Origin of the sequence: Thioalkalivibrio sp. ALJ3, assembly GCF_000377205.1 — a bacterium.
Classification (GTDB): Bacteria; Pseudomonadota; Gammaproteobacteria; order Ectothiorhodospirales; family Ectothiorhodospiraceae; genus Thioalkalivibrio.
In genome coordinates this window covers 197,532-216,046 of record NZ_KB897906.1, presented here as the reverse complement: position 1 = coordinate 216,046, position 18,515 = coordinate 197,532, and the positions used below count along the sequence as shown (strand labels likewise).

The 18,515-nt window shown below is 60.8% G+C and carries 11 protein-coding genes and 2 tRNA genes; 9 read left to right on the top strand and 4 right to left on the bottom strand.

Translation table 11 applies throughout. The features are described 5' to 3' along the window. The first annotated feature begins 288 nt into the window (after positions 1-288). The 3 genes from C935_RS0105170 to C935_RS0105160 all read left to right on the top strand — a co-directional run bounded on the left by C935_RS0105170 (position 289) and on the right by C935_RS0105160 (position 8,089). Positions 289-5,802, top strand: coding sequence for a retention module-containing protein (locus C935_RS0105170; protein ID WP_018861450.1), 5,514 nt, complete (start codon positions 289-291; stop codon positions 5,800-5,802). A gap of 101 nt (positions 5,803-5,903) precedes the next feature. After that, the gene (locus C935_RS0105165; protein ID WP_018861449.1) at positions 5,904-6,233 is read left to right on the top strand and encodes a hypothetical protein; all 330 of its coding nucleotides are present in this window, start codon (positions 5,904-5,906) and stop codon (positions 6,231-6,233) included. A gap of 317 nt (positions 6,234-6,550) precedes the next feature. After that, a complete protein-coding gene (locus C935_RS0105160; protein ID WP_018861448.1) occupies positions 6,551-8,089 on the top strand; it encodes a retention module-containing protein in 1,539 nt (512 codons plus the stop codon). A 62-nt stretch (positions 8,090-8,151) separates the two neighbouring features. Here C935_RS0105160 and C935_RS0105155 read toward each other — a convergent pair whose 3' ends face one another. Both C935_RS0105155 and C935_RS0105150 read right to left on the bottom strand, forming a co-directional pair. Further along, the gene (locus C935_RS0105155) at positions 8,152-10,059 is read right to left on the bottom strand and encodes a LapD/MoxY N-terminal periplasmic domain-containing protein (protein WP_018861447.1); all 1,908 of its coding nucleotides are present in this window, start codon (positions 10,057-10,059) and stop codon (positions 8,152-8,154) included. Positions 10,060-10,069: 10 nt separating this feature from the next. Next, on the bottom strand, positions 10,070-10,765 hold the full coding sequence (locus C935_RS0105150; protein WP_018861446.1) for a transglutaminase-like cysteine peptidase: 696 nt from the start codon (positions 10,763-10,765) through the stop codon (positions 10,070-10,072). Positions 10,766-11,152: 387 nt separating this feature from the next. Here C935_RS0105150 and C935_RS0105145 point away from each other — a divergent pair, with 387 nt between their 5' ends. Next, complete coding sequence (locus C935_RS0105145; protein WP_018861445.1) at positions 11,153-12,541, top strand: TolC family outer membrane protein; 1,389 nt, start codon at positions 11,153-11,155, stop codon at positions 12,539-12,541. Positions 12,542-12,611: 70 nt separating this feature from the next. On the opposite strand, the gene C935_RS0105140 is transcribed toward C935_RS0105145, so the two are convergent. Then, positions 12,612-12,687, bottom strand: a tRNA-Thr gene (locus C935_RS0105140). Positions 12,688-12,732: 45 nt separating this feature from the next. Beyond that, a tRNA-Leu gene (locus C935_RS0105135) sits at positions 12,733-12,819 on the bottom strand. Positions 12,820-12,921: 102 nt separating this feature from the next. Here C935_RS0105135 and queA point away from each other — a divergent pair. The 5 genes from queA to secF all read left to right on the top strand — a co-directional run bounded on the left by queA (position 12,922) and on the right by secF (position 18,364). Next, on the top strand, positions 12,922-13,989 hold the full coding sequence (gene queA, locus C935_RS0105130; RefSeq protein ID WP_018861444.1) for a tRNA preQ1(34) S-adenosylmethionine ribosyltransferase-isomerase QueA: 1,068 nt from the start codon (positions 12,922-12,924) through the stop codon (positions 13,987-13,989). Next, positions 13,979-15,094, top strand: a complete 1,116-nt coding sequence (tgt, locus tag C935_RS0105125; protein ID WP_018861443.1) for a tRNA guanosine(34) transglycosylase Tgt — start codon at positions 13,979-13,981, stop codon at positions 15,092-15,094. Before queA ends, tgt begins: the two co-directional genes overlap by 11 nt. 96 nt (positions 15,095-15,190) lie before the next feature. Continuing rightward, positions 15,191-15,520 (top strand): preprotein translocase subunit YajC, encoded by a 330-nt coding sequence (gene yajC / locus C935_RS0105120; protein WP_018861442.1) that lies wholly within the window; start codon positions 15,191-15,193, stop codon positions 15,518-15,520. Positions 15,521-15,531: 11 nt separating this feature from the next. Further along, positions 15,532-17,400 carry a protein translocase subunit SecD gene (gene secD / locus C935_RS0105115; protein WP_018861441.1) on the top strand — a complete coding sequence of 623 codons (1,869 nt, stop codon included), beginning with the start codon at positions 15,532-15,534 and terminating at the stop codon, positions 17,398-17,400. 16 nt (positions 17,401-17,416) lie between these two features. After that, a complete protein-coding gene (gene secF, locus C935_RS0105110; RefSeq protein ID WP_018861440.1) occupies positions 17,417-18,364 on the top strand; it encodes a protein translocase subunit SecF in 948 nt (315 codons plus the stop codon). Positions 18,365-18,515 lie beyond the last annotated feature (151 nt).

Genomic DNA, 18,515 nt, shown 5'->3' with positions numbered 1-18,515 from the left:
CCCGCCTCTAGCGGCGGCGATGCGATTCGCTTTGCTCATCCGCATCCTACGACCCTCATCAAACGAGGGGGGAGCGTCACGTAGGATGCCTATGAGCGGAGCGAATCGCATCAACCCAGCCCCCGCCCCACGCAACTTCCAGCCGCTTTCGTCCAACCGAGGCCCATATCGATTCTCCCGTAACCCCACAAACCCTGTACTTCGGTACACCTGTCGTGCCAAGACCGACTCCCCTAGGCTCGTACCCATCGAAAACTGTGAAGTACTTCCGAGTCCAAGGAGAAGGTCATGTCTGAAGTTGTCGTAGCTACCGTCGAATCCGTGGTGGGTACCGTCATTGCCAGGGACGAGGACGGCAACACCCGCGTCCTGCAACCCGGAGACGAGATCTTCTACGGCGAGGAAGTCATCGCCGAAGACGGCGCCTTCATCGAAATGGCCTTCGAGGACGGGTCCACCATGTCCCTGGCGGGCAACGAGTCGGCCACCATCACCGACGATCTGGCGGAAACCGCCGAACCCGCGCCTGAAGAAGGCGGGATCGCCGACGCTACGGTCGAAGAGATCATCGCCGCCCTGGATCGCGGTGAAGACATCACCGACATCATCGAAGCGCCGGCCGCCGGTGCCGACGGCGGCGCAGCCGGCGAAGGCGGCGGCTTCGTCCGCATCGCCCGCGGCTCCGAAGAGGTCGGCCAGATCGAATATACCTACGACCCGAACGCACTGGGAGGCCCCGGCGAAGCGGATGGTGAAGGTGGAGGGACCCTCGCCGGTACGGATGATGTGGATTCGGAACCCAGCCTCGTCATCGCTGTTACACCAGTCAATGATCTTGTATCGCGGGTGGGCTCCGATATCCGTCCCCTGGGTCAGGGCCCGATGGCCGCTCTGGCCGAACAGGGCGACATGCTGCCCTCTGAACAGCCCGGGGCCGGCATGGTGGTGTTCAGCCTGGGTGCCACGCTGGACCTGGATGGACTACCCGAATCGGCGGCCGGCCCGATTGCGTACGAGATTGTTGGCGGCGACTCGGCCTATCTGGAGATCGGTTCTGATGCCGATGGTAATCCAGCCATCGTTCTGACCGAACAGGGTGCATGGGCACTGCAGAATGGCCAGGTTCCCAATAACGAACTCTCCGTAGACGTTCAGGGTACCGTCGAGATTGACGGAATTGGCCTGGTTTCAGCCACGGACAGCTCAATCGTTGCCGTCGAAGTGCCGGAGCCGACATTTGATTTCCAGTTGTTGCCGGGAGAAGTATTCCCGATGCCTCCGCAGGGCGATCTGGGCGACGGTAAGGATCTCGGCGTGCAGGCGCTAAATACGGATGTAGAAGGCCCCTTCCCTGAGGATTTGGGATTTCCCTCCTCGGAAGTTGAAGAGGGTATGACCGTATTCTGGATTAACCCGCAGGCTGACTTTGATGGAATCGATGAGTCACTCGGCCAGTTTACTTACGAAATCGTCGGTGGCGACGTCGAATACCTTGAGCTTTCCCAGGATGAGTGGGGCCAATGGTCGGTTGCCCTGACCGAGGCAGGCGCCGAAGCGATCCAGAACGGGCAGGTTTCTGGAAACGATCTGAGCGTGACCATCGAAGGCACCCTGATTATCGGCGAGAACCTCGTTAACACCTTCACTCTCGAAGCGAGCGCCGAGGGTGGTGTCCTGGTGCCAGTGCCAAGCCCGGAGTTGACGATCGAGTTGTCGATGGCCGAGCAGCCTGAGGGTTGGCCGCAGTCAGCGGATGAAGGTGATGTGGTGTTTGAAGTCACCGCGGATCTGGAACTCGATGGCATCGACGAAGGGCTGGCGGGCAACATCGCTCTCACCCTGACCGAGGACAGCAACGGTTTTCTGACACTGGACGGCAACAATGTGGTGCTGACCAAAGATGGTGCCACTGCCATCCGCAACGGCCAACTCGGACTGGATGGTTTGATAGCGGCGGTTGAAGGCACGGTTACCATCGCCGGGGACGACGTGAACCCGTTCGTGCTGAGTGATGACGCGCAAGCGGCGATCGACGAGGTGCCGGTGCCGAATCCGGAGCTGACAGTGGAGCTGTCGGCAGTGGATGCCCCGGAGGGCTGGCCTCAGTCCGCTGACGCCGGTGATGTGGTGTTCGAGATCAGCACTGATCTGGACCTAGATGGCATCGACAGCGGCCTGGCGGGCGAGATCGCCCTGTCGCTGACCGAGGACAGCAACGGTTATCTCGCGCTGGACGGGAACCACGTGGTGCTGACGGCCAACGGTGCCGAGGCGATCCGAAACGGGCAGGTGTCGGGGAACGAACTGGCGGCAACTGTTGAAGGTACGGTGACCATCGCCGAGGACGGGGTGAATCCGTTCGAGTTGAGTGATCAGGCCTCGGCAGTCACTGGGGTTCCGGTCCCGGGGCCGGAAATTACAGGGTTGGGCGAGAAGGATTTCTTCTTCGACGAGAAGCATCTGGAGAACGGTACAAACCCGGATTCCGCTCAATTGGTGAAATCGGGAAGCTTCGCGCTCGTTGCCCCGGCAGGTATTGCCAGCTTGGCAATCGTAGGAACATTGAGCGGGAACAACGGCGTGGGGGCTACCGAGGAAGATGGATCTGTGGTCTTGACGCTCGATCAACTCCAGGCTCTTGGTGAATCCAATACGGTCAGTATCGAAACCGACAATGGAAATCTGCTGACCCTTACCGGTTTCGACAGCGATACGGGCGAAGTCAGTTTCGATCTGGAATTCCGCGAGCCGATCGAACATCCCGATGGTCAGGGCCGTAACCTGGACTGGAAAGAGGCGATTAAGGTTGCGCTGACGGATGACAATGATCAGGTCGCCGACGACACCATTGACGTGTTGATTCGTGACGATGCTCCTGTGTTCGAAGGCGGTGAAGGTATCACCCTTTCTGGTTCGGTGACCGAAAGTCCGATCGAGGGCAATAACGGCCTTAACATTGGCGCCGACATCGACGGGGCATTCATCAAGGACATCGAGCTGGCCGTGAATGACGATGGGCATCTCGTGGCCCTTCTCGATGGGGAGGAGGTCCTATTGACGTCCCGGGGGGAGCAGCTCACCCTCAGTTTCGACAGCGATACAGCGACGCTCACTGCCTTCAATACGAATGGAGATCCAGTCTTTACCATCCAGGCTGGGCTTGATGGTAGCTACAGCGTCAATGTGCTCGAACCGATTGACCCGGTGGCGCGGAGCAGTTTCGACGAAGAAAGCCTGACCTCCGGTGGCGGAATAGACGATGACCTGTTTGTGTTCGACAACGGTCTGGAGGTCCAGTTTGCGTCGGACAATGGCGCGGTCAATTGGTCTGGAAGCGGTATTGGCGTCGCGAATAATCTGATCAGTGGTGGGCAGACCCTGTCGGCAAGCTTTAATCAGTATGTCACTGACCTCGATTTCACAATGGGGAACCAGGGGACACCGAGTTGGGAAATCTACCGCGACGGCGACCTTGTGGGCTCCGGTAACAGCCTGTCGATCAACGAACCAGGTGGTTTCGACGAGATCCGTTTCCTTGGGGCTTCGGGCGGGAATCAGTACAACATCAAGGGAATGTCCGGGACCTACATGGATGCCTCGGAGAGTTTCGAGCTTCCAGTGACCTTCCATGCAGAAGATGGTGATGGTGATGATGCCAGCCATGTGATTCCAATCGTTTTTGATCCTGCTGTGGTGGACTTCCCCGAGTCCGGGGAGCTACTGAGTCCATTGGTTTCGGTTGCGGTCGACTCCGAGGAGGGGCAGGAGACTGTCCTTAAGGACGATTTTGAGGATCTGGGTGTCGGTGGGTCCGGCGATGGGATTATCGACGACCCGAACCCTCCGGCGGATACCGAAACGCTGATGTTCGACTTTGGTCAGGCCAATGCTGGCCAGAGCTTCACTCTTACCTGGACTCAGCAGGCGAAGGGCGGGTGGGAGGACGGCAACCCAGACAATCTTCCATCTTGGCAGAACCGGGGCGGTACTCGGGATACTTTCAAGGTCTTTGCAAATGGCGAGGAGATCTACGAAACGTCTTGGTACGACCCGGACAATGCCGATGACACCGTGTTTGATCCGGAGGACGAATCGCTGACCGTGGTGCTGGACGAAAACGGGCGGGCGGAGATTATGTTTGAGGTCCGTTCTACGCATCCGGACGAAGTCGTCGATGTCAGCAACATTCAGGGACAGCTGGATGTCACGTCCACGATCTACACTGTTTCGCTCGACGGAAGTATCGATGATCCGGGTGAGATCGACTACTACCAACTGGAGGTTCAGGGTGGCGAACTCCTGGTCAACGGTAACGTGCAGACGTCGGTCGATGGCCTCTATACAGTGGATCCGGCGGACATCACCGGATTGACGGTCCGACCGGATGCTGGAGCCAATGAAATCGAGGTTTCGGCGCAAGCAGTTTCCACTGATGGCGTGTGGAGCGACGTGGACATCGACAGCACGGAGGTCGTGTACAGCAGCGCCGTGACCGCGGTCGACAATCTGAACACGGCCTACGTCGGCGAGTCCTTGGAAGAACACCTGAGCGGTCGTGAGAAAGGGACGGATTGGGCAGAGACTCGCGAGTTCACCATTGGTGAAGGATATTCGGGTTCCGTTGCGATAAATGCCGAATTTTCGGTGTTTTCCAGCGGCATTGCTGGAAACGGGGAAGCCGAACTCACATGGGCACTATTCCTTGAAGACTCGGATGACGGAGAGGTGCTGGTTGGGAATGGTGTGCTCACCCGCGACTCATCACAGGGGTCGGAGTTTAATGTGCCAATGGATCTTCCAGATGACCTGGGACCAGGTCACTACCGGCTTGAGCTGACCGGCGAAGAAACTAATGACGGAAGTTGGTTTCTCGGTTCTTGGGGCGGGGAGGTCGGATTCTCCGAGATTGTGGTAGGCCAGCAGGTCGACAATGCGGTTCACGGGAATGTTATTACGGATGAGGACGCCGAAGGCAATTCCGATGAGCCAGGCAGCGATTCGACGACCCTGAGCATCTTCGATGGCGATGGATTCGTCGAAGTCGATGGCGAACATACGGTGGCCGGGGAGTTTGGTTCACTGACCCTCGCGGAGGACGGGACGTATACCTATACGGCATCCAATGATGTTGCCAACGCCGGGAGCATCGAGACCTTCGATTACAAACTGACCCATCCGAACGGTGATGAAGCGGTTGCGACCCTTTCGATCCGTATCGACAGCCCGGATGTGGAGGTGATCTGGGGTGACGATGTCGAGCCGGGAGCGACCATTGCGGGTTCGGAGGCGGACGAGATCCTGGTGGGCACCTCGGGTGCGGATCAGATCGCGGCGGGTGCCGGCAATGACATCCTGATCGGCGGGGATGGTGCCGATACATTCATCTGGCCCGGTGACGTCGCCGGAGATGTCCCGTCGACCGGTGATATCAATAGCGGGGCCTATGATCCAGACGCGATGCCGCGGGATGTGGTGCGTGATTTCACTGTCGATTCGCAAAACGGCTTCACCGGAGAAGGTGAAGCAGACCAACTCGATCTTTCGGACCTCCTGGTGGGGGCCGACGCCGACAATGTGGACGAATACATCCTCGCGGAAGAGGATGGCGATGGAAACACGGTGCTGTACGTACGCACGGAGGGTGACACTTCGCCGGGCAATAGTGGTAACCCGAATAATAACGATGGTGACTGGGCGCACAATCAGTCCATCGTGTTGGAAGGGGTAAGCATGGATGGCCAGAGTTCGGCTGATTTCGTCAAGCAATTGATGGATAACGACCAGCTGAAGATTGACCAGTAGCGGGTCGCATGGGGAGCCCCGCCGGTCTGAATCGGCGGGGCTTTCTCGTGTCTGAGGGTGTAGGCTGGGAGCGGAAATGCCGAACGACCGGGAAGGGGCCTATGTATGTGAGACGGGATGCAGAGGGCAGGATCGATCTGGTGAGCCGGGACGTGAATGCCGAGTGCGTGGAGTTCGTGGCGGCTGATTCACCGGAGCTTCTGGACTTCCTGGCTGGCAATGGTGCCGAGCCTGCGCCCGCTGCGCTGCAGGCCTCGGACCTGGAGCTGATCCGTGTGCTGGAGGACCTGGTGGAGGTGCTGACAGACAAGGGCGTGATCCGGTTTACGGATCTACCGGACGCGGCACAACAGAAATTACTGGGTCGCAAGGATCTCCGGGCTTCAGCCAGGCGCTTGAATCTGGTCGAAGATGAAGAAGGACTGCTTTAAGTAGATTGGAAAATCATCTGCCCCTTGTTTCGGCGGACTGATGGTGGCTCCGGGTTTATGCCCTGGGGCATGAGCATGACCAATGGCTCGCGGCCAGATTCCCGACGATGGAAGCCAACGGGATATTGGGTCCGTTCCGTGGTGTTGACCGGCATTCTTGGTGAGCGCTTTCGCCGCGCCTACGATTTTCCTTTTTCTGACGTCACCCAAAACGGCTCTGCCCCTGTACTTCAGTACAGCTAACGCGATTTCTACGTTGAGCGTATCTAATCAGTCGTAAGCACCCCGGTGTGGGGAGCATGACGAGGAACACAACCATGAGCGCAGAAACGATTATCGCTACAGTGCAGGCGGTGATCGGCACCGTGATCGCCCGGGACCCAGAGGGCAACTCGAGAGTACTTCAGCAAGGTGACCCGATTTACGCCGGTGACGAGGTCGCAACCCAGCCCGGTGGCTTGGTGGAACTCGCTTTAGTGGATGGCTCGAGCGTGACCCTGGCGGAGGGCGAGGGCGCCACCATCACAGAGGACCTTGTGGACTCCACAGACGCTGATCCGATGGAGTCCCAGATTGGCGATGCCACGGTTGAAGAGATTGTTGCCGCTCTGGAGCGAGGCGAGACCCTGGATGATTTGCTGGAGGCCCCGGCCGCGGGTGTGGAAGGGGGAACACCGGGTGAAGGGGGCGGGTTTGTCCGGGTCGCTCGGGTGAATGATGACATCGACCCGCTCCAATACCTGTTCCCCGACAATGTACTGGGGCAGCCTGAACTGGGCAGTGGAAATGATTCGAGCTCACTTGCTGTCACGGCGGATGAACAACCCCCGGCTGTGATTCCTGATGACGAGGATCCCGGCGCGCAAGACCCAGGTGATGAGGATCCGAGTGACGAGGATCCCGGCGATCAGGATCCAGGCTCTCCCGATCCGCGCAGTATCTACAGTGACGTGAGCGCGCATACCGTTGGCAGCTCAACACAAGGCACCGCCGCGACCGCTTCAGGCTTGAAGCAGACAGGGCATCAAAGCGCCTCTGTCTCCCTCGATGAAGGTGGCTTCTATGCGGTCGACCATCAAAGCAATGCGGATGAGCCGAACGCAATCGAACACAACGAAGGGCTGTTGTTCGAGCTTGCCCAGCCGGTCGATGGCATTCAGTTCGCCGTTCAGGGACCCGTTACTGGTGCGACGTACGCTCTGTATGACGAGCTTGGGGGCCGGATTGCGACGGGTGATCTGGTAGTGATCGATGGTGTGGCCACGATCGAACACAGCGAGAGCTTCTCCTATATTGCATTCTTTGGAGGGCGGGAAGGGCCCAACCAGAGCGCCTATTCGGTCAAGCCGCTGGGCGTCAGGCTCGTCGGAACCGACGACGAGGATACCCTGATCGGCTCGAACGGTGATGACATCCTGATTGGAGGCGATGGGGATGATGTCCTGTTTGGGAGCGAAGGCAACGATACATTGGTCGGCGGCGCCGGGAACGACACGTTAACGGGCGGAGGTGGAAACAACACCTTCGTCTGGAATGCGGGCGACCAGTCGAGTGTCATGGGACAACCGGCGCAGGACACGGTTACAGACTTCAAGCCCTGGGACGGGTCATCGGGTGATGTGCTGGATCTATCGGACCTCCTGCAGGGCGAAAACGCAGGCAACCTTGACGATTATCTCTACGCCCAGACGGAAAACGGCAATACCGTGCTGTATGTCCATTCACAGGGTGGGCTTGCCGGCGACAAGGACAACGCAGACCAGATCATCACGCTACAGGGTGTCACCCTTGGCGGCAGTTCCGAGGTCATTATTCAGACGCTGCTGGACAACGACCAGCTGAAGATCGACCAGTAAGATCGAGAGACCCGTATGGGCGCTTCAGGCCCCGCCGAAGGAGGCGGGGCTTTTTGTGTGCCTCAGGCGTTAAGGGACTGGACCGCCCGGCCGGTCACCCCGTCGATGCCGAGATCCATAAGGGGCTCGATATCGTCTGCGCTGTCGCAGCCTTCGGCGATCACCATGATGCCGATGGAATGCGCCAGGGTGCACAGTCCGCGGATCAACGCCTGTGCCTCGGTCGAACGATGCACGCCCTGGACCAACGATGCCTGCAATTTCACATAGTGCAATCCGTATGCGGTCAGGTCATGCGAGCGGAAGGCCTCCGGCCCGGCATGTTCAAGGCCGACCACAAAGCCTGCCACACGGGCGACGCGGCACAGATCACGCAACTCGGCAGGATGGGCCAGGGCTCCCCGAGCCGGAAACTCCAACCAGAGACGGCCGGCGATCTCTGGATCCGTCGACAGTCGGGTCTCCAGCCGCTGTCGAAAGTCCGTATCCCGCAGGCTGTCCACCGAGAGGTTGATGGCGAGGCGTTCGTTGGTGGTCTGAAGTTGTTCGAGCGCGGCGTCGAGCACTGCGTCGTCCAGCTGCCGAATCAGATCCAGACGGACCGCCCACGGCATGAAGTAACCGGCCGGGCGCGATTCGCCATCGAGCATCAGGCGCATCGGGGCCTCGTGATGCATCAGCTCGTGATCGGCATCGACCACCGGGAATCGCGCCAGTTGCACGCCGTGGGTGGCCAGAGCCACGGTTATAGCGGTACGCCATTCGTTCTGATTGGCGTGCGGCAACACCGCGTAGGGCTCCTCGGCGATGGAATCACCGGGTTCAAGTTCCGCACGGGCCAGTGCCTGGTCGACCCGGCTCAGGACTTCGCCTGTCGTGTCGTCGGGGTGGTAGGGCGTCCCCGCCAGGTGGAACGTCAACATCCTGGGCGCCTGGGAGCCCAGCTCGGCACGAATCGCTGTCAATAGGGATTCTGCAAAGCGTCGGCTGTCGCCGATGCCGTCGCCGAAGACCGCGATGTCCGATCCCTTCAAACGCCCCGCAGCACCGTAGTCGGTCAGACTGGCTTGTTGTTCGACAACGCTGGCGATGCGCCCCAGGAGCTCGTCCAGGGTGTCATGCCCAATGGCTTGATTAAGCTCTGGCAGATCGGAAATGCGCAGCAGGACAAAGCTTCCTGCAGAGCCGGAATGGCGGTTGTCCAGCGTCGCCTGGAAGCGGGCCAGGAATGACTCACGGTTTAGAAGCCTCGTGACATCATCATGCTGCAGTCGATTCTTCAGACGTTCCAGACGCGTGGATTCTTCCTGCAGCATCATCCGGACGTGCTCGGTGAGCCGGTTCATGGCGCGGACCAGGGCTCGAAACTCCCATGTCCGGGGCTCGGGCGTGGTCACGAAGCGCCGCTCACCGACGGCCTCGGCTTGCTCCACGACCTGCTTCAGTGGGCGTATCAACCGCCCGAGCAGGAAGGAGCCTATCAGCCCGATAATCAGCAATCCGCCGGCAAAAATGGCGGTGAGGCGAAGGGTGCCTTCCCACAGGGCTTCGTAGGCGTAATTGGTCTGGCTTTCGACAATCAGCGTACCGAATGACGACCAGCCATCGGAGACGTGAGCGATTCCTGGGCGAACGTTGAAGGCCAGGCGTTCCACGAACCACTCGGGTACCCCCTGTGGTGGCTCCGGATTGCGACGCTCGATCATCAAGTCGCCGGTCGGGTCAACCAGCCGGATGTGCTGGTAGTGGCCGGTGTCGAACTGGGAGGCGATCTGCAGCTCCACGGTGGTCTCGTCCTTGGGCAGCTGGGACAGCGACAAGGCCAGTGATGCTGCATTGTCGATGTTCTTGGTGAGTAGCTGCTGCGCCAGGTAATTGCGTGCAGACAGGGTGCTCACCACGATGCTGACCAGTAGCGCCAACAGCATGATGATGGCCACTGCGATCCAGAGTTGTTTTCTCAGCGTCATGGCTGCGCCCTCATTCCGGGGTCGAGTTGATGGGTCGGTCGAGATCAACGCCGTAGTCATCCAGCTGTTCCAGGACACGGCGCCAGCGTGACAGGCGGGCCGTGGGATCGGCCGCAGACTGCGTCTGCCCGTCCGGCCAGAGCCCCTCGCTGTTGAACGAAAAGATCGGTGTCAAGTCGTCGCGCTGGGAGGCGCGTTCAATACGGGTGACCAGGTTGTCCAGCACCTTGGGCTCGTCACGTGGGTCGGTGAAGTAGCCCAGGACCATGTGCGCCTGGCTCAGATTGCTTCCGGGCCCACCCAGCCGGGCGCGCACATAGAAGAGCCGAAGTCGTTCATCGGGGACGCCCAGCTTGCGCAAACTGACGTACTTGGCAATGGAATAGTCCTCGCAATCGCCAGCCCCCTTGTACAGGGCCTCCAGCGGTGTGGCCCAGAAATCCTCCTGGCCCCAGGTCACCTGGTCGTCCTGGTAGCGCAACTGTCGGTTGAAGAATTCGTTCACTCGCGTGATTTGCGTCTGCTCGTCTTCACCGGCCAGTTCCTCCAGCAATATTCGCCAGCGTCGGACGCGCTCGGCGGTTTCTGCTCCGTAGCGCTCGGCGGCGACCTGTTCCAGCTGAACGAAGTCATCGAGACCCGCCTGGCTCGAGCCCAGCAGCCACGTTCCACCGACCAGTACGAGAAAAAGGCACGCGTACCGCATCAATCGGGGTGTACTGCGGGGCCAGATGCCAAGCACGTAGGCGCGCCCTCCGGTGGATGAAAAAAGCACTACTCCCCGAATGATGGGCTACGCCTGTCTGGAAAGCCAGAAACATAGTTGCAAGCGTAGTGCCGTGAAGTATTTCTCGCTGTGTCAGGCGTTTGTTTTCCGTTATGTGATCAACATCAAAAATCATTGCGCGGGTCAGGGCTTAGGCCTATCGTTCTTAAGTGTGAGGCGCATAGGAGCGTTTCGCCCTTTATGGGGCGTGCGAGCTCATAAGCGAGATCGTTGGGTGTGCCAGTTTTATGGGAGGTAAAAGTGATGAAAGGAACCAGGCCCGCGGGCGGCAGAAGTGCTCTGCTTGCCCTGACGGCGGCTGTAGCGATGGTGGTAGGCGGATCGGCGCAGGCCGAGGCACCGGAGCCGTTGCGTGACGCCGCAATGGAAGCAGTACTCTCCAACCCCGATGTTCAGTCGCGCTGGCATGCCTTTCGCGCCTCCGGTGAGGAGCAAACGGGCGCGCGCGGACGCTTTCTGCCCGAGGTGGACCTGAATGCCCGCGCCGGGTATCAGCGTCAGAGTTCCAGTGACGACAACTTCGATACGTTCTCGCGCAACCCTCGTGGTGTCGACATCACCTTGACGCAGATGCTGTATGACGGCTTCGAGACAGCGAGCGAAGTGAAGCGACTGGGCGAAATTCAGCGCGTACGGTACTTCGAGTTGCGCGAGGCGAGCGAGGAGATCGCACTTGAAGCCGTCCGAGCCTTTGCCGATGTCCAACGTCAGCGAGCGCTGGTGGATCTCGCGCAGCAGAACTACGACGCGCACAAGGAGGTTTACGACCAGATCGTGGATCAGACCGAGCGTGGCGTGGGTCGAGGTGTAGACCTCGAACAGGCCTCGGGCCGTCTGGCACTGGCGGAATCCAATCTGCTGACCGAGCGGCAAAACCTGCACGACGTAAATGCCCGGTACTACCGTATCGTGGGGAAAATGCCGGGAGACCAGCGAGTGGAGATGGTCGGGACCTTTTCCGACGAGCCCATCCCCGGCACGGTGCAGGACGCCTTGACCGAGGCGATCACCAAGAACCCTGCGATGTTCGCCTCGCTGCGCAACATGGAGGCGGCACAAGAGCAGCGTAACGTCGCCCGATCAGCCTTCCACCCCCGTGTGGACCTGCAAGTGCGCCACGCGTACGAGAACGACGTTCTCGAACGTGAAGACATCCGTATCCATGACACATCGGCACTGGTGGTAATGACCTGGAACCTTTTCCGCGGCGGCACCGATCAGGCGCGGGTGCGCCAGTTCACCGAGGAGTTCAACCAGGCGCGTGATCAACAGGAGTCGGTCTGCCGCAACGTTCGCCAGACCGTCTCGGTGGCATACAACGACATTCGTTCGCTCGAAAGCCAGCTACGCTTCCTGCGCCAGCACCGAGACTCGTCCGACCGTGTGCGCACCGCGTATCGCCAGCAGTTCGGGATCGGGCAGCGGAGCCTGCTGGACCTGCTCGACACCGAAAACGAGCACTTCGAGGCGAGTCGCGCCTACGTCAACGCCCAGCACGATATGGAAATCGCCAAGGCACGGGCGCTGAATGGCCTGGGTCGTCTGCTTGAGTATCTCGACATCTCGCGCGGCGACATGCCGACCGCCGCCGACCTGGGTCTGGTGGATGATGCCGCCCGGATCGACCCGGAATCGGTATGTCCGGCGGATGCCCCGCAGATGACCGAGGCACGCCACGAAAGCATTTTCCGCTAGGATTCACCGGCGGAAATGCCAAAAAGCCAAGGGCCAGCCATTTCGGCTGGCCCTTTTGCTGTGTGCGATATGGAGCCGGCGACAGGAGTCGAACCTGCGACCCTCTGATTACAAATCAGATGCTCTACCAGCTGAGCTACACCGGCCAGGTGCGCGGTTTCGGGCCTGGCGGCGGGCCCGAGATAAAGAGGTGGTGCCGGGAGCGAGAATCGAACTCGCACTCTGTTGCCAGAACCGGATTTTGAATCCGGCGCGTCTACCAGTTCCGCCATCCCGGCTTTCGAGGCGCTAGTGTAGCGCACGAGCGGGGTGTGGCAAGGGAGATGGCGTCTTCGCTTGATCCGCATTCAGGGCGGCAGTGCGTGGTAGCATCGCGCGCCATGCGTGTTTCCGATTTCGACTATGAGCTCCCGCAGGAGCTGATCGCCCAGTATCCGCTGCCCGAGCGAGCCAGCTCGCGCTTGCTCGTGCTGGAAGACCAGCAGGCGGAAGATGCCGCGTTTGGTGCGATTGAGTCACTGCTGCGGCCGGGCGATCTCCTGGTGCTGAATGACACGCGCGTGATCCCGGCGCGGGTCTTCGGGCAGAAGGCGAGCGGGGGGCAGGTCGAGGTCCTCGTGGAACGGATCGAGTCACCCACGCAGGTGCTGGCGATGGTGCGGGCCAGTCGTGCACCGAAGCCCGGTACGTGCCTGCGCCTGGCGGATGCCTTTACGGTGGAGGTGACGGATCGCCAGGGGCCGTTTTTTCGGCTTCGTCTGGTGGATGGTGGCGACATGCTCGCGCTGCTGAAGGAGCATGGTCATATCCCGCTGCCGCCATACATCGAGCGGGCGGACGAGGGCAGCGATGCCGAGCGCTACCAGACGGTATTCGCGCGCAAGGAGGGCGCGGTGGCGGCGCCGACGGCCGGGCTTCACTTCGACGACGCGTTGCTGGAGCGTCTGCGTGCGCATGGGGTCGAGACGGCCACCGTGACGCTGCATGTCGGGGCGGGGACTTTTCAGCCGGTGAAGGTGGACGACACCTCGCGCCACGAGATGCACGCCGAGTGGCTGGAGGTGGGTCGGGAGGCCTGTGCCGCTGTGGCGGCCTGCAAGGCGCGTGGCGGGCGCGTGGTGGCTGTGGGTACGACCTGTGTGCGGTCGCTCGAGACGGCCGCGGCCGAGGGCGAACTGAAGCCCTTTCAGGGTGAAACACGGCTGTTCATCCAGCCGGGATACCATTTTCGCGTAGTGGACCGGATGGTGACGAACTTTCACCTGCCGCAGAGCACGCTGCTGATGCTTGTGGCGGCCTTTGCGGGATATCGCCGGATCCTGGACGCCTATGCCCATGCGGTGGCGGATCGCTATCGCTTTTTCAGCTACGGGGATGCCATGTGGCTGGCGCCGGGCGATCCCGCGGATCTGCCGCCGAGCGTCCGGGAGGAACACGATGGAGTTTGAACACCTGGGGCAGGATGGCGCGTCACGCCGAGGCCGACTGCGGTTTCCGCGTGGGGATGTGGAGACGCCAGCCTTCATGCCGGTGGGGACCTACGGAACGGTAAAGGCCATGACGCCGGAGGAGCTGCGCGAGCTGGGGGCGCAGATCATCCTGGGCAACACCTTTCACCTGATGCTGCGGCCGGGTACCGAGGTGATCCGGGCGCATGGTGATCTGCATGACTTCATGCACTGGGAAGGACCCATCCTGACTGATTCGGGGGGGTTCCAGGTCTTCTCGCTGGCCGAAATGCGCAAGATCAGCGAGGAGGGTGTGCGTTTTCAGTCCCCTGTGGACGGGTCGAAGGTGCTGATGACGCCGGAGTCGTCAATGAGGGTGCAGCGCGAACTGGGCTCCGACATCGTAATGATCTTCGACGAGTGCACGCCCTATCCAGCCTCCGAGGACGAGGCGCGAAAGTCGATGGAACTGTCGCTGCGCTGGGCCGCGCGATCGCGCGAGGCGCACGGCGACAATCCGGCGGCATTGTTTGGCATCGTCCAGGGCGGCATGTATCCCGCACTGCGCCGTGAATCGGCCGAGGGACTGCGGGCAATTGGCTTTGACGGCTATGCGATCGGGGGCCTCTCGGTGGGTGAACCCGAGGATGAACGTCTCGCCACGCTGGATGTGACCCTACCGCTGCTGCCAGAAGAACGTCCGCGCTACCTCATGGGGGTCGGGCGGCCCGAGGATATCGTCGAGGCCGTACGCCGCGGCGTGGACATGTTCGACTGCGTGATGCCGACCCGCAACGCCCGTAACGGGTTCCTGTATACCCGGAAAGGGGTGCTGCGCATCCGTAACGCGCGCTTCCGCAACGATACGGGCCCGATCGATCCAGAATGCGGATGCTACACCTGCCGCAATTATTCAAGGGCTTACATGAAACATCTCGACAAATGTAACGAAATTCTGGGCTCGCGGCTGGCGACAACCCACAATCTTCATTACTACCAGGACCTGATGCGTGGCCTGCGCGAGTCGATTGCGGCTGGTGCCCTTCAGGATTTCGTCGCCGATTTCTATGGTCGGCGCGGCATGGAAGTGCCGCCTGTGCCATAATCCGCGCGGCAATTTTCGCGATCCCGTTCACGGGGGTCGTGGGCGCCGCGTGCTCGGGCCGGTGCCGTAACCGATTGGCTAGACGGGAGTGTTTCGATGGATTTTCTGATTTCTGCAGCGCATGCCCAGGAAGGCGGTACCGCCGGCGGCGGCATGATCGAGTTCCTGATCATGATCCTGATCTTCTTCGCGATCATGTACTTCCTGATCATTCGGCCGCAGAGCAAGCGCGCGAAGGAGCATCGCTCGATGGTGGAGTCGTTGTCCAAGGGTGACGAGATCGTGACCAATGGCGGTGTGGCCGGCACGATCACCGAGGTGGGCGAGAACTTCATCAAGGTCGATATCGCCAATGGCGTGAATATCGCCGTGCAGAAACAGTCCGTTCAGCAGGTTATGCCCAAGGGCACCCTCAAGGACCTCTAGGGTCTTCGAATATGCGCAATTCCTTTCCGGCGTGGCTGTACGCTCTGATCGTCGTCGTCATTCTGGGCGCGGGGGTTTATGCCGCGCCCAACCTGTTCCCGGAGGACCCGTCGGTCCAGATCGGGAACCCGACCACCGGCGAGATTGATCAGAACATCCGTGAACTGATGGGGACCATCCTCGGTGCCCAGGGTGTGACGCCGCATACGCTCGAAGAGCAGGATGATGGTCAGATCCTGTTGCGCTTCGAAACCACGGACGAGCAGTCGACAGCGGCCGAGATCTTGCGCAACGCACTGGATGACAACCACACCGTCGCACTCAACATGGCCCCGGCCACGCCGCGCTGGCTGCGGGCGATCAACGGCCAGCCCATGGCTCTCGGTCTCGACCTGCGTGGGGGGGTTCACTTCCTGATGGAAGTGGACCTGGATGCCGTGATCGGTACCGCGATGGAGCGATACTCGAACGAACTGCGCGGGCGCCTCCGGGAAGAACGCATCTCGTTCGACACCGTGGAGCGCGGCTCCCGCGATCTGTCCGTGATGTTCGAGAGCGAGGCGGATCGCGAAGCGGCGGAAGGCTGGCTCCAGCGCCAGTATCGCGATGAACTGGTCTGGGAGTCGCGGGGTTCGGGTGACACCAGCCGTCTGGTCGCGACCCTGGATGACGATCACCTGACGGAACTGCGCCGTCAGGCCCTGCAGCAGAATATCTCCACGTTGCGCTCGCGGGTCGACGAACTGGGCGTGGCAGAACCGATCATTGCCCAGCAGGGTGAGAACCGGATTGTGGTCCAGCTACCCGGCGTGCAGGACACGGCACGCGCGAAGGAGGTCCTGGGCGCGACCGCCACGCTCGAATTTCGCCTGGTATCGGAGAGTGGTGACGCCCAGGAGGCCGACGAGACAGGTCGCGCACCGTCGGGCACGCGGCTTTATCACGAACGCGACGGCACGCCGGTTCTGCTTCAGCGCCAGGTCATGCTGACCGGCGACTACATCACGGATGCCTCCTCGGGTATCGCCCAGGATACGGGCGGACCCGCGGTGTTCATCAACCTGGACGGGCAGGGCGCGCGGATCTTCTCGCGAGTGACATCCGATAACGTCGGCCGGCTGATGGCGACGGTGTTCATCGAAACAACGACCGAAACCGTTGAGGAAGATGGCGAACAGGTAATGCGCACCTCTCGCAGCGAAGAGGTGATTAACGTCGCGCGCATCAACGAGCCGCTGGGACGCCGATTCCAGATCTCCGGGCTGGACAGCAGCCGCGAGGCCCGCAATCTCGCACTGCTGTTGCGCGCGGGGGCTCTGGCCGCGCCGATGTCGATCGTCGAAGAACGCACGGTCGGCCCGAGCCTGGGGCAGGAAAACATCGATCGCGGCATGCAGTCGGTCGTGATCGGGTTCATCGCGGTAATGATCTTCATGATCCTGTACTACCGGGTGTTCGGGGTCATCGCGAACGTCGCCCTGGCGCTGAACCTGATCTTTATCGTCTCGGTGTTGTCAATGCTGCAGGCGACCCTCACCTTGCCCGGCATCGCGGGAATCGTGCTGACCGTGGGTATGGCCGTCGATGCCAACGTGCTGATATTTGAACGAATACGCGAGGAATTACGTAACGGACTGTCACCCCAGGCCGCCATCGCTTCGGGCTATGACCGCGCGTTCACCACGATTGCGGATGCCAATGTGACCACGCTTATTGCCGCTCTGGTACTGTTCCTGTTTGGCACCGGCCCGATCAAGGGTTTCGCGATCACGCTGTCGATCGGGATCATCGCCTCGATGTTCACGGCGATCATCGTGACCCGCGCCATCGTCAACCTGACCTACGGGCGGCAGCGTCGGCTGAACCGCCTCGCTATCTGAGCGCCGGGAGACACATATGCTTCCGCATTTGAACTTCGCCGATTCGAATCTGAATTTTCTCGGCAAACGGAAATACGCGATCACCGTCTCGCTGATCCTGATCGTGATCTCCGTGGCGCTGCTGGCCACGCGGGGGCTGAACTTCGGGATCGACTTTACCGGGGGTACGCTGGTCGAGGTCGGATATCCCGAGGCCGTCGAGCTGGATCCGATCCGCGAGACACTGGCCGCAGGCGGCTTTTCCGGGGCACAGGTGCAGACCTTTGGCACCTCCCGCGATGTGCTGATTCGGCTGCCCCCGAGCGAGGATGACGACGACCCCGCAACCCTTTCCAACCGCGTACTCAATGTGCTGCAGGACGGCGGGCCGGACGACCCGGATCTACGGCGGGTGGAGTTCGTCGGGCCCGCCGTGGGCGAGGAGCTGCGCGAGCAGGGCGGGCTGGCGATGATCTACGCCTTGGCAGGGATTCTGATTTACGTGGCCGTTCGATTTGAGTGGCGTTTTTCGATCGGGTCGGTGCTGGCGTTGATCCACGACGTGGTGATCACGCTTGGCATCTTCTCGCTCCTGCAACTCGAGTTCGACCTGGGGGTGTTGGCCGCGGTGCTTGCGGTGATCGGGTATTCATTGAATGACACCATCGTTGTCTACGACCGAATACGGGAGAATTTCCGTATATTGCGCAAGAAGGGCACCGAAGAAGTCATGAATATCGCGGTGAACAAGACCCTGGCGCGTACGATCATCACCAGTACGACCACCTTGCTGGTGTTGTTTGCACTGGCCTTCCTGGGCGGCGCGGCGCTTCAGAACTTCTCGGTCGCGCTGATTATCGGCGTGATCGTGGGGACCTACTCGTCGATCTTTATCGCAGCGACGGCAGCCTTGCTTCTGGGCGTGGACCGCCAGGTGCTCCTGCCGGTGAAGAAGGAAGGCGCAGAGGAGGATCAGACGCCCTAGGGAGACGCTGATTTAATCGCACGTCCGCGTTGGTGCCCCCTGTTTTCCGAGACAAGGCGCGTCGTGTAGCGGGTAGTGGTTCTACCCGCCCGTTGCTGATTGATTCGGGGCGCAACGCAGGATCGGGGAACAGGGGGCACCAACCCCGCAA

Excerpts from the sequence above, each read along its gene's own strand:
- C935_RS0105170 (WP_018861450.1), top strand. The coding sequence starts at position 289 with ATGTCTGAAGTTGTCGTAGCTACCGTCGAATCCGTGGTGGGTACCGTC.
- C935_RS0105165 (WP_018861449.1), top strand. The coding sequence starts at position 5,904 with ATGTATGTGAGACGGGATGCAGAGGGCAGGATCGATCTGGTGAGCCGG.
- C935_RS0105160 (WP_018861448.1), top strand. The coding sequence starts at position 6,551 with ATGAGCGCAGAAACGATTATCGCTACAGTGCAGGCGGTGATCGGCACC.
- C935_RS0105155 (WP_018861447.1), bottom strand. The coding sequence starts at position 10,059 with ATGACGCTGAGAAAACAACTCTGGATCGCAGTGGCCATCATCATGCTG.
- C935_RS0105150 (WP_018861446.1), bottom strand. The coding sequence starts at position 10,765 with ATGCGGTACGCGTGCCTTTTTCTCGTACTGGTCGGTGGAACGTGGCTG.
- C935_RS0105145 (WP_018861445.1), top strand. The coding sequence starts at position 11,153 with ATGGTGGTAGGCGGATCGGCGCAGGCCGAGGCACCGGAGCCGTTGCGT.
- queA (WP_018861444.1), top strand. The coding sequence starts at position 12,922 with ATGCGTGTTTCCGATTTCGACTATGAGCTCCCGCAGGAGCTGATCGCC.
- tgt (WP_018861443.1), top strand. The coding sequence starts at position 13,979 with ATGGAGTTTGAACACCTGGGGCAGGATGGCGCGTCACGCCGAGGCCGA.
- yajC (WP_018861442.1), top strand. The coding sequence starts at position 15,191 with ATGGATTTTCTGATTTCTGCAGCGCATGCCCAGGAAGGCGGTACCGCC.
- secD (WP_018861441.1), top strand. The coding sequence starts at position 15,532 with ATGCGCAATTCCTTTCCGGCGTGGCTGTACGCTCTGATCGTCGTCGTC.
- secF (WP_018861440.1), top strand. The coding sequence starts at position 17,417 with ATGCTTCCGCATTTGAACTTCGCCGATTCGAATCTGAATTTTCTCGGC.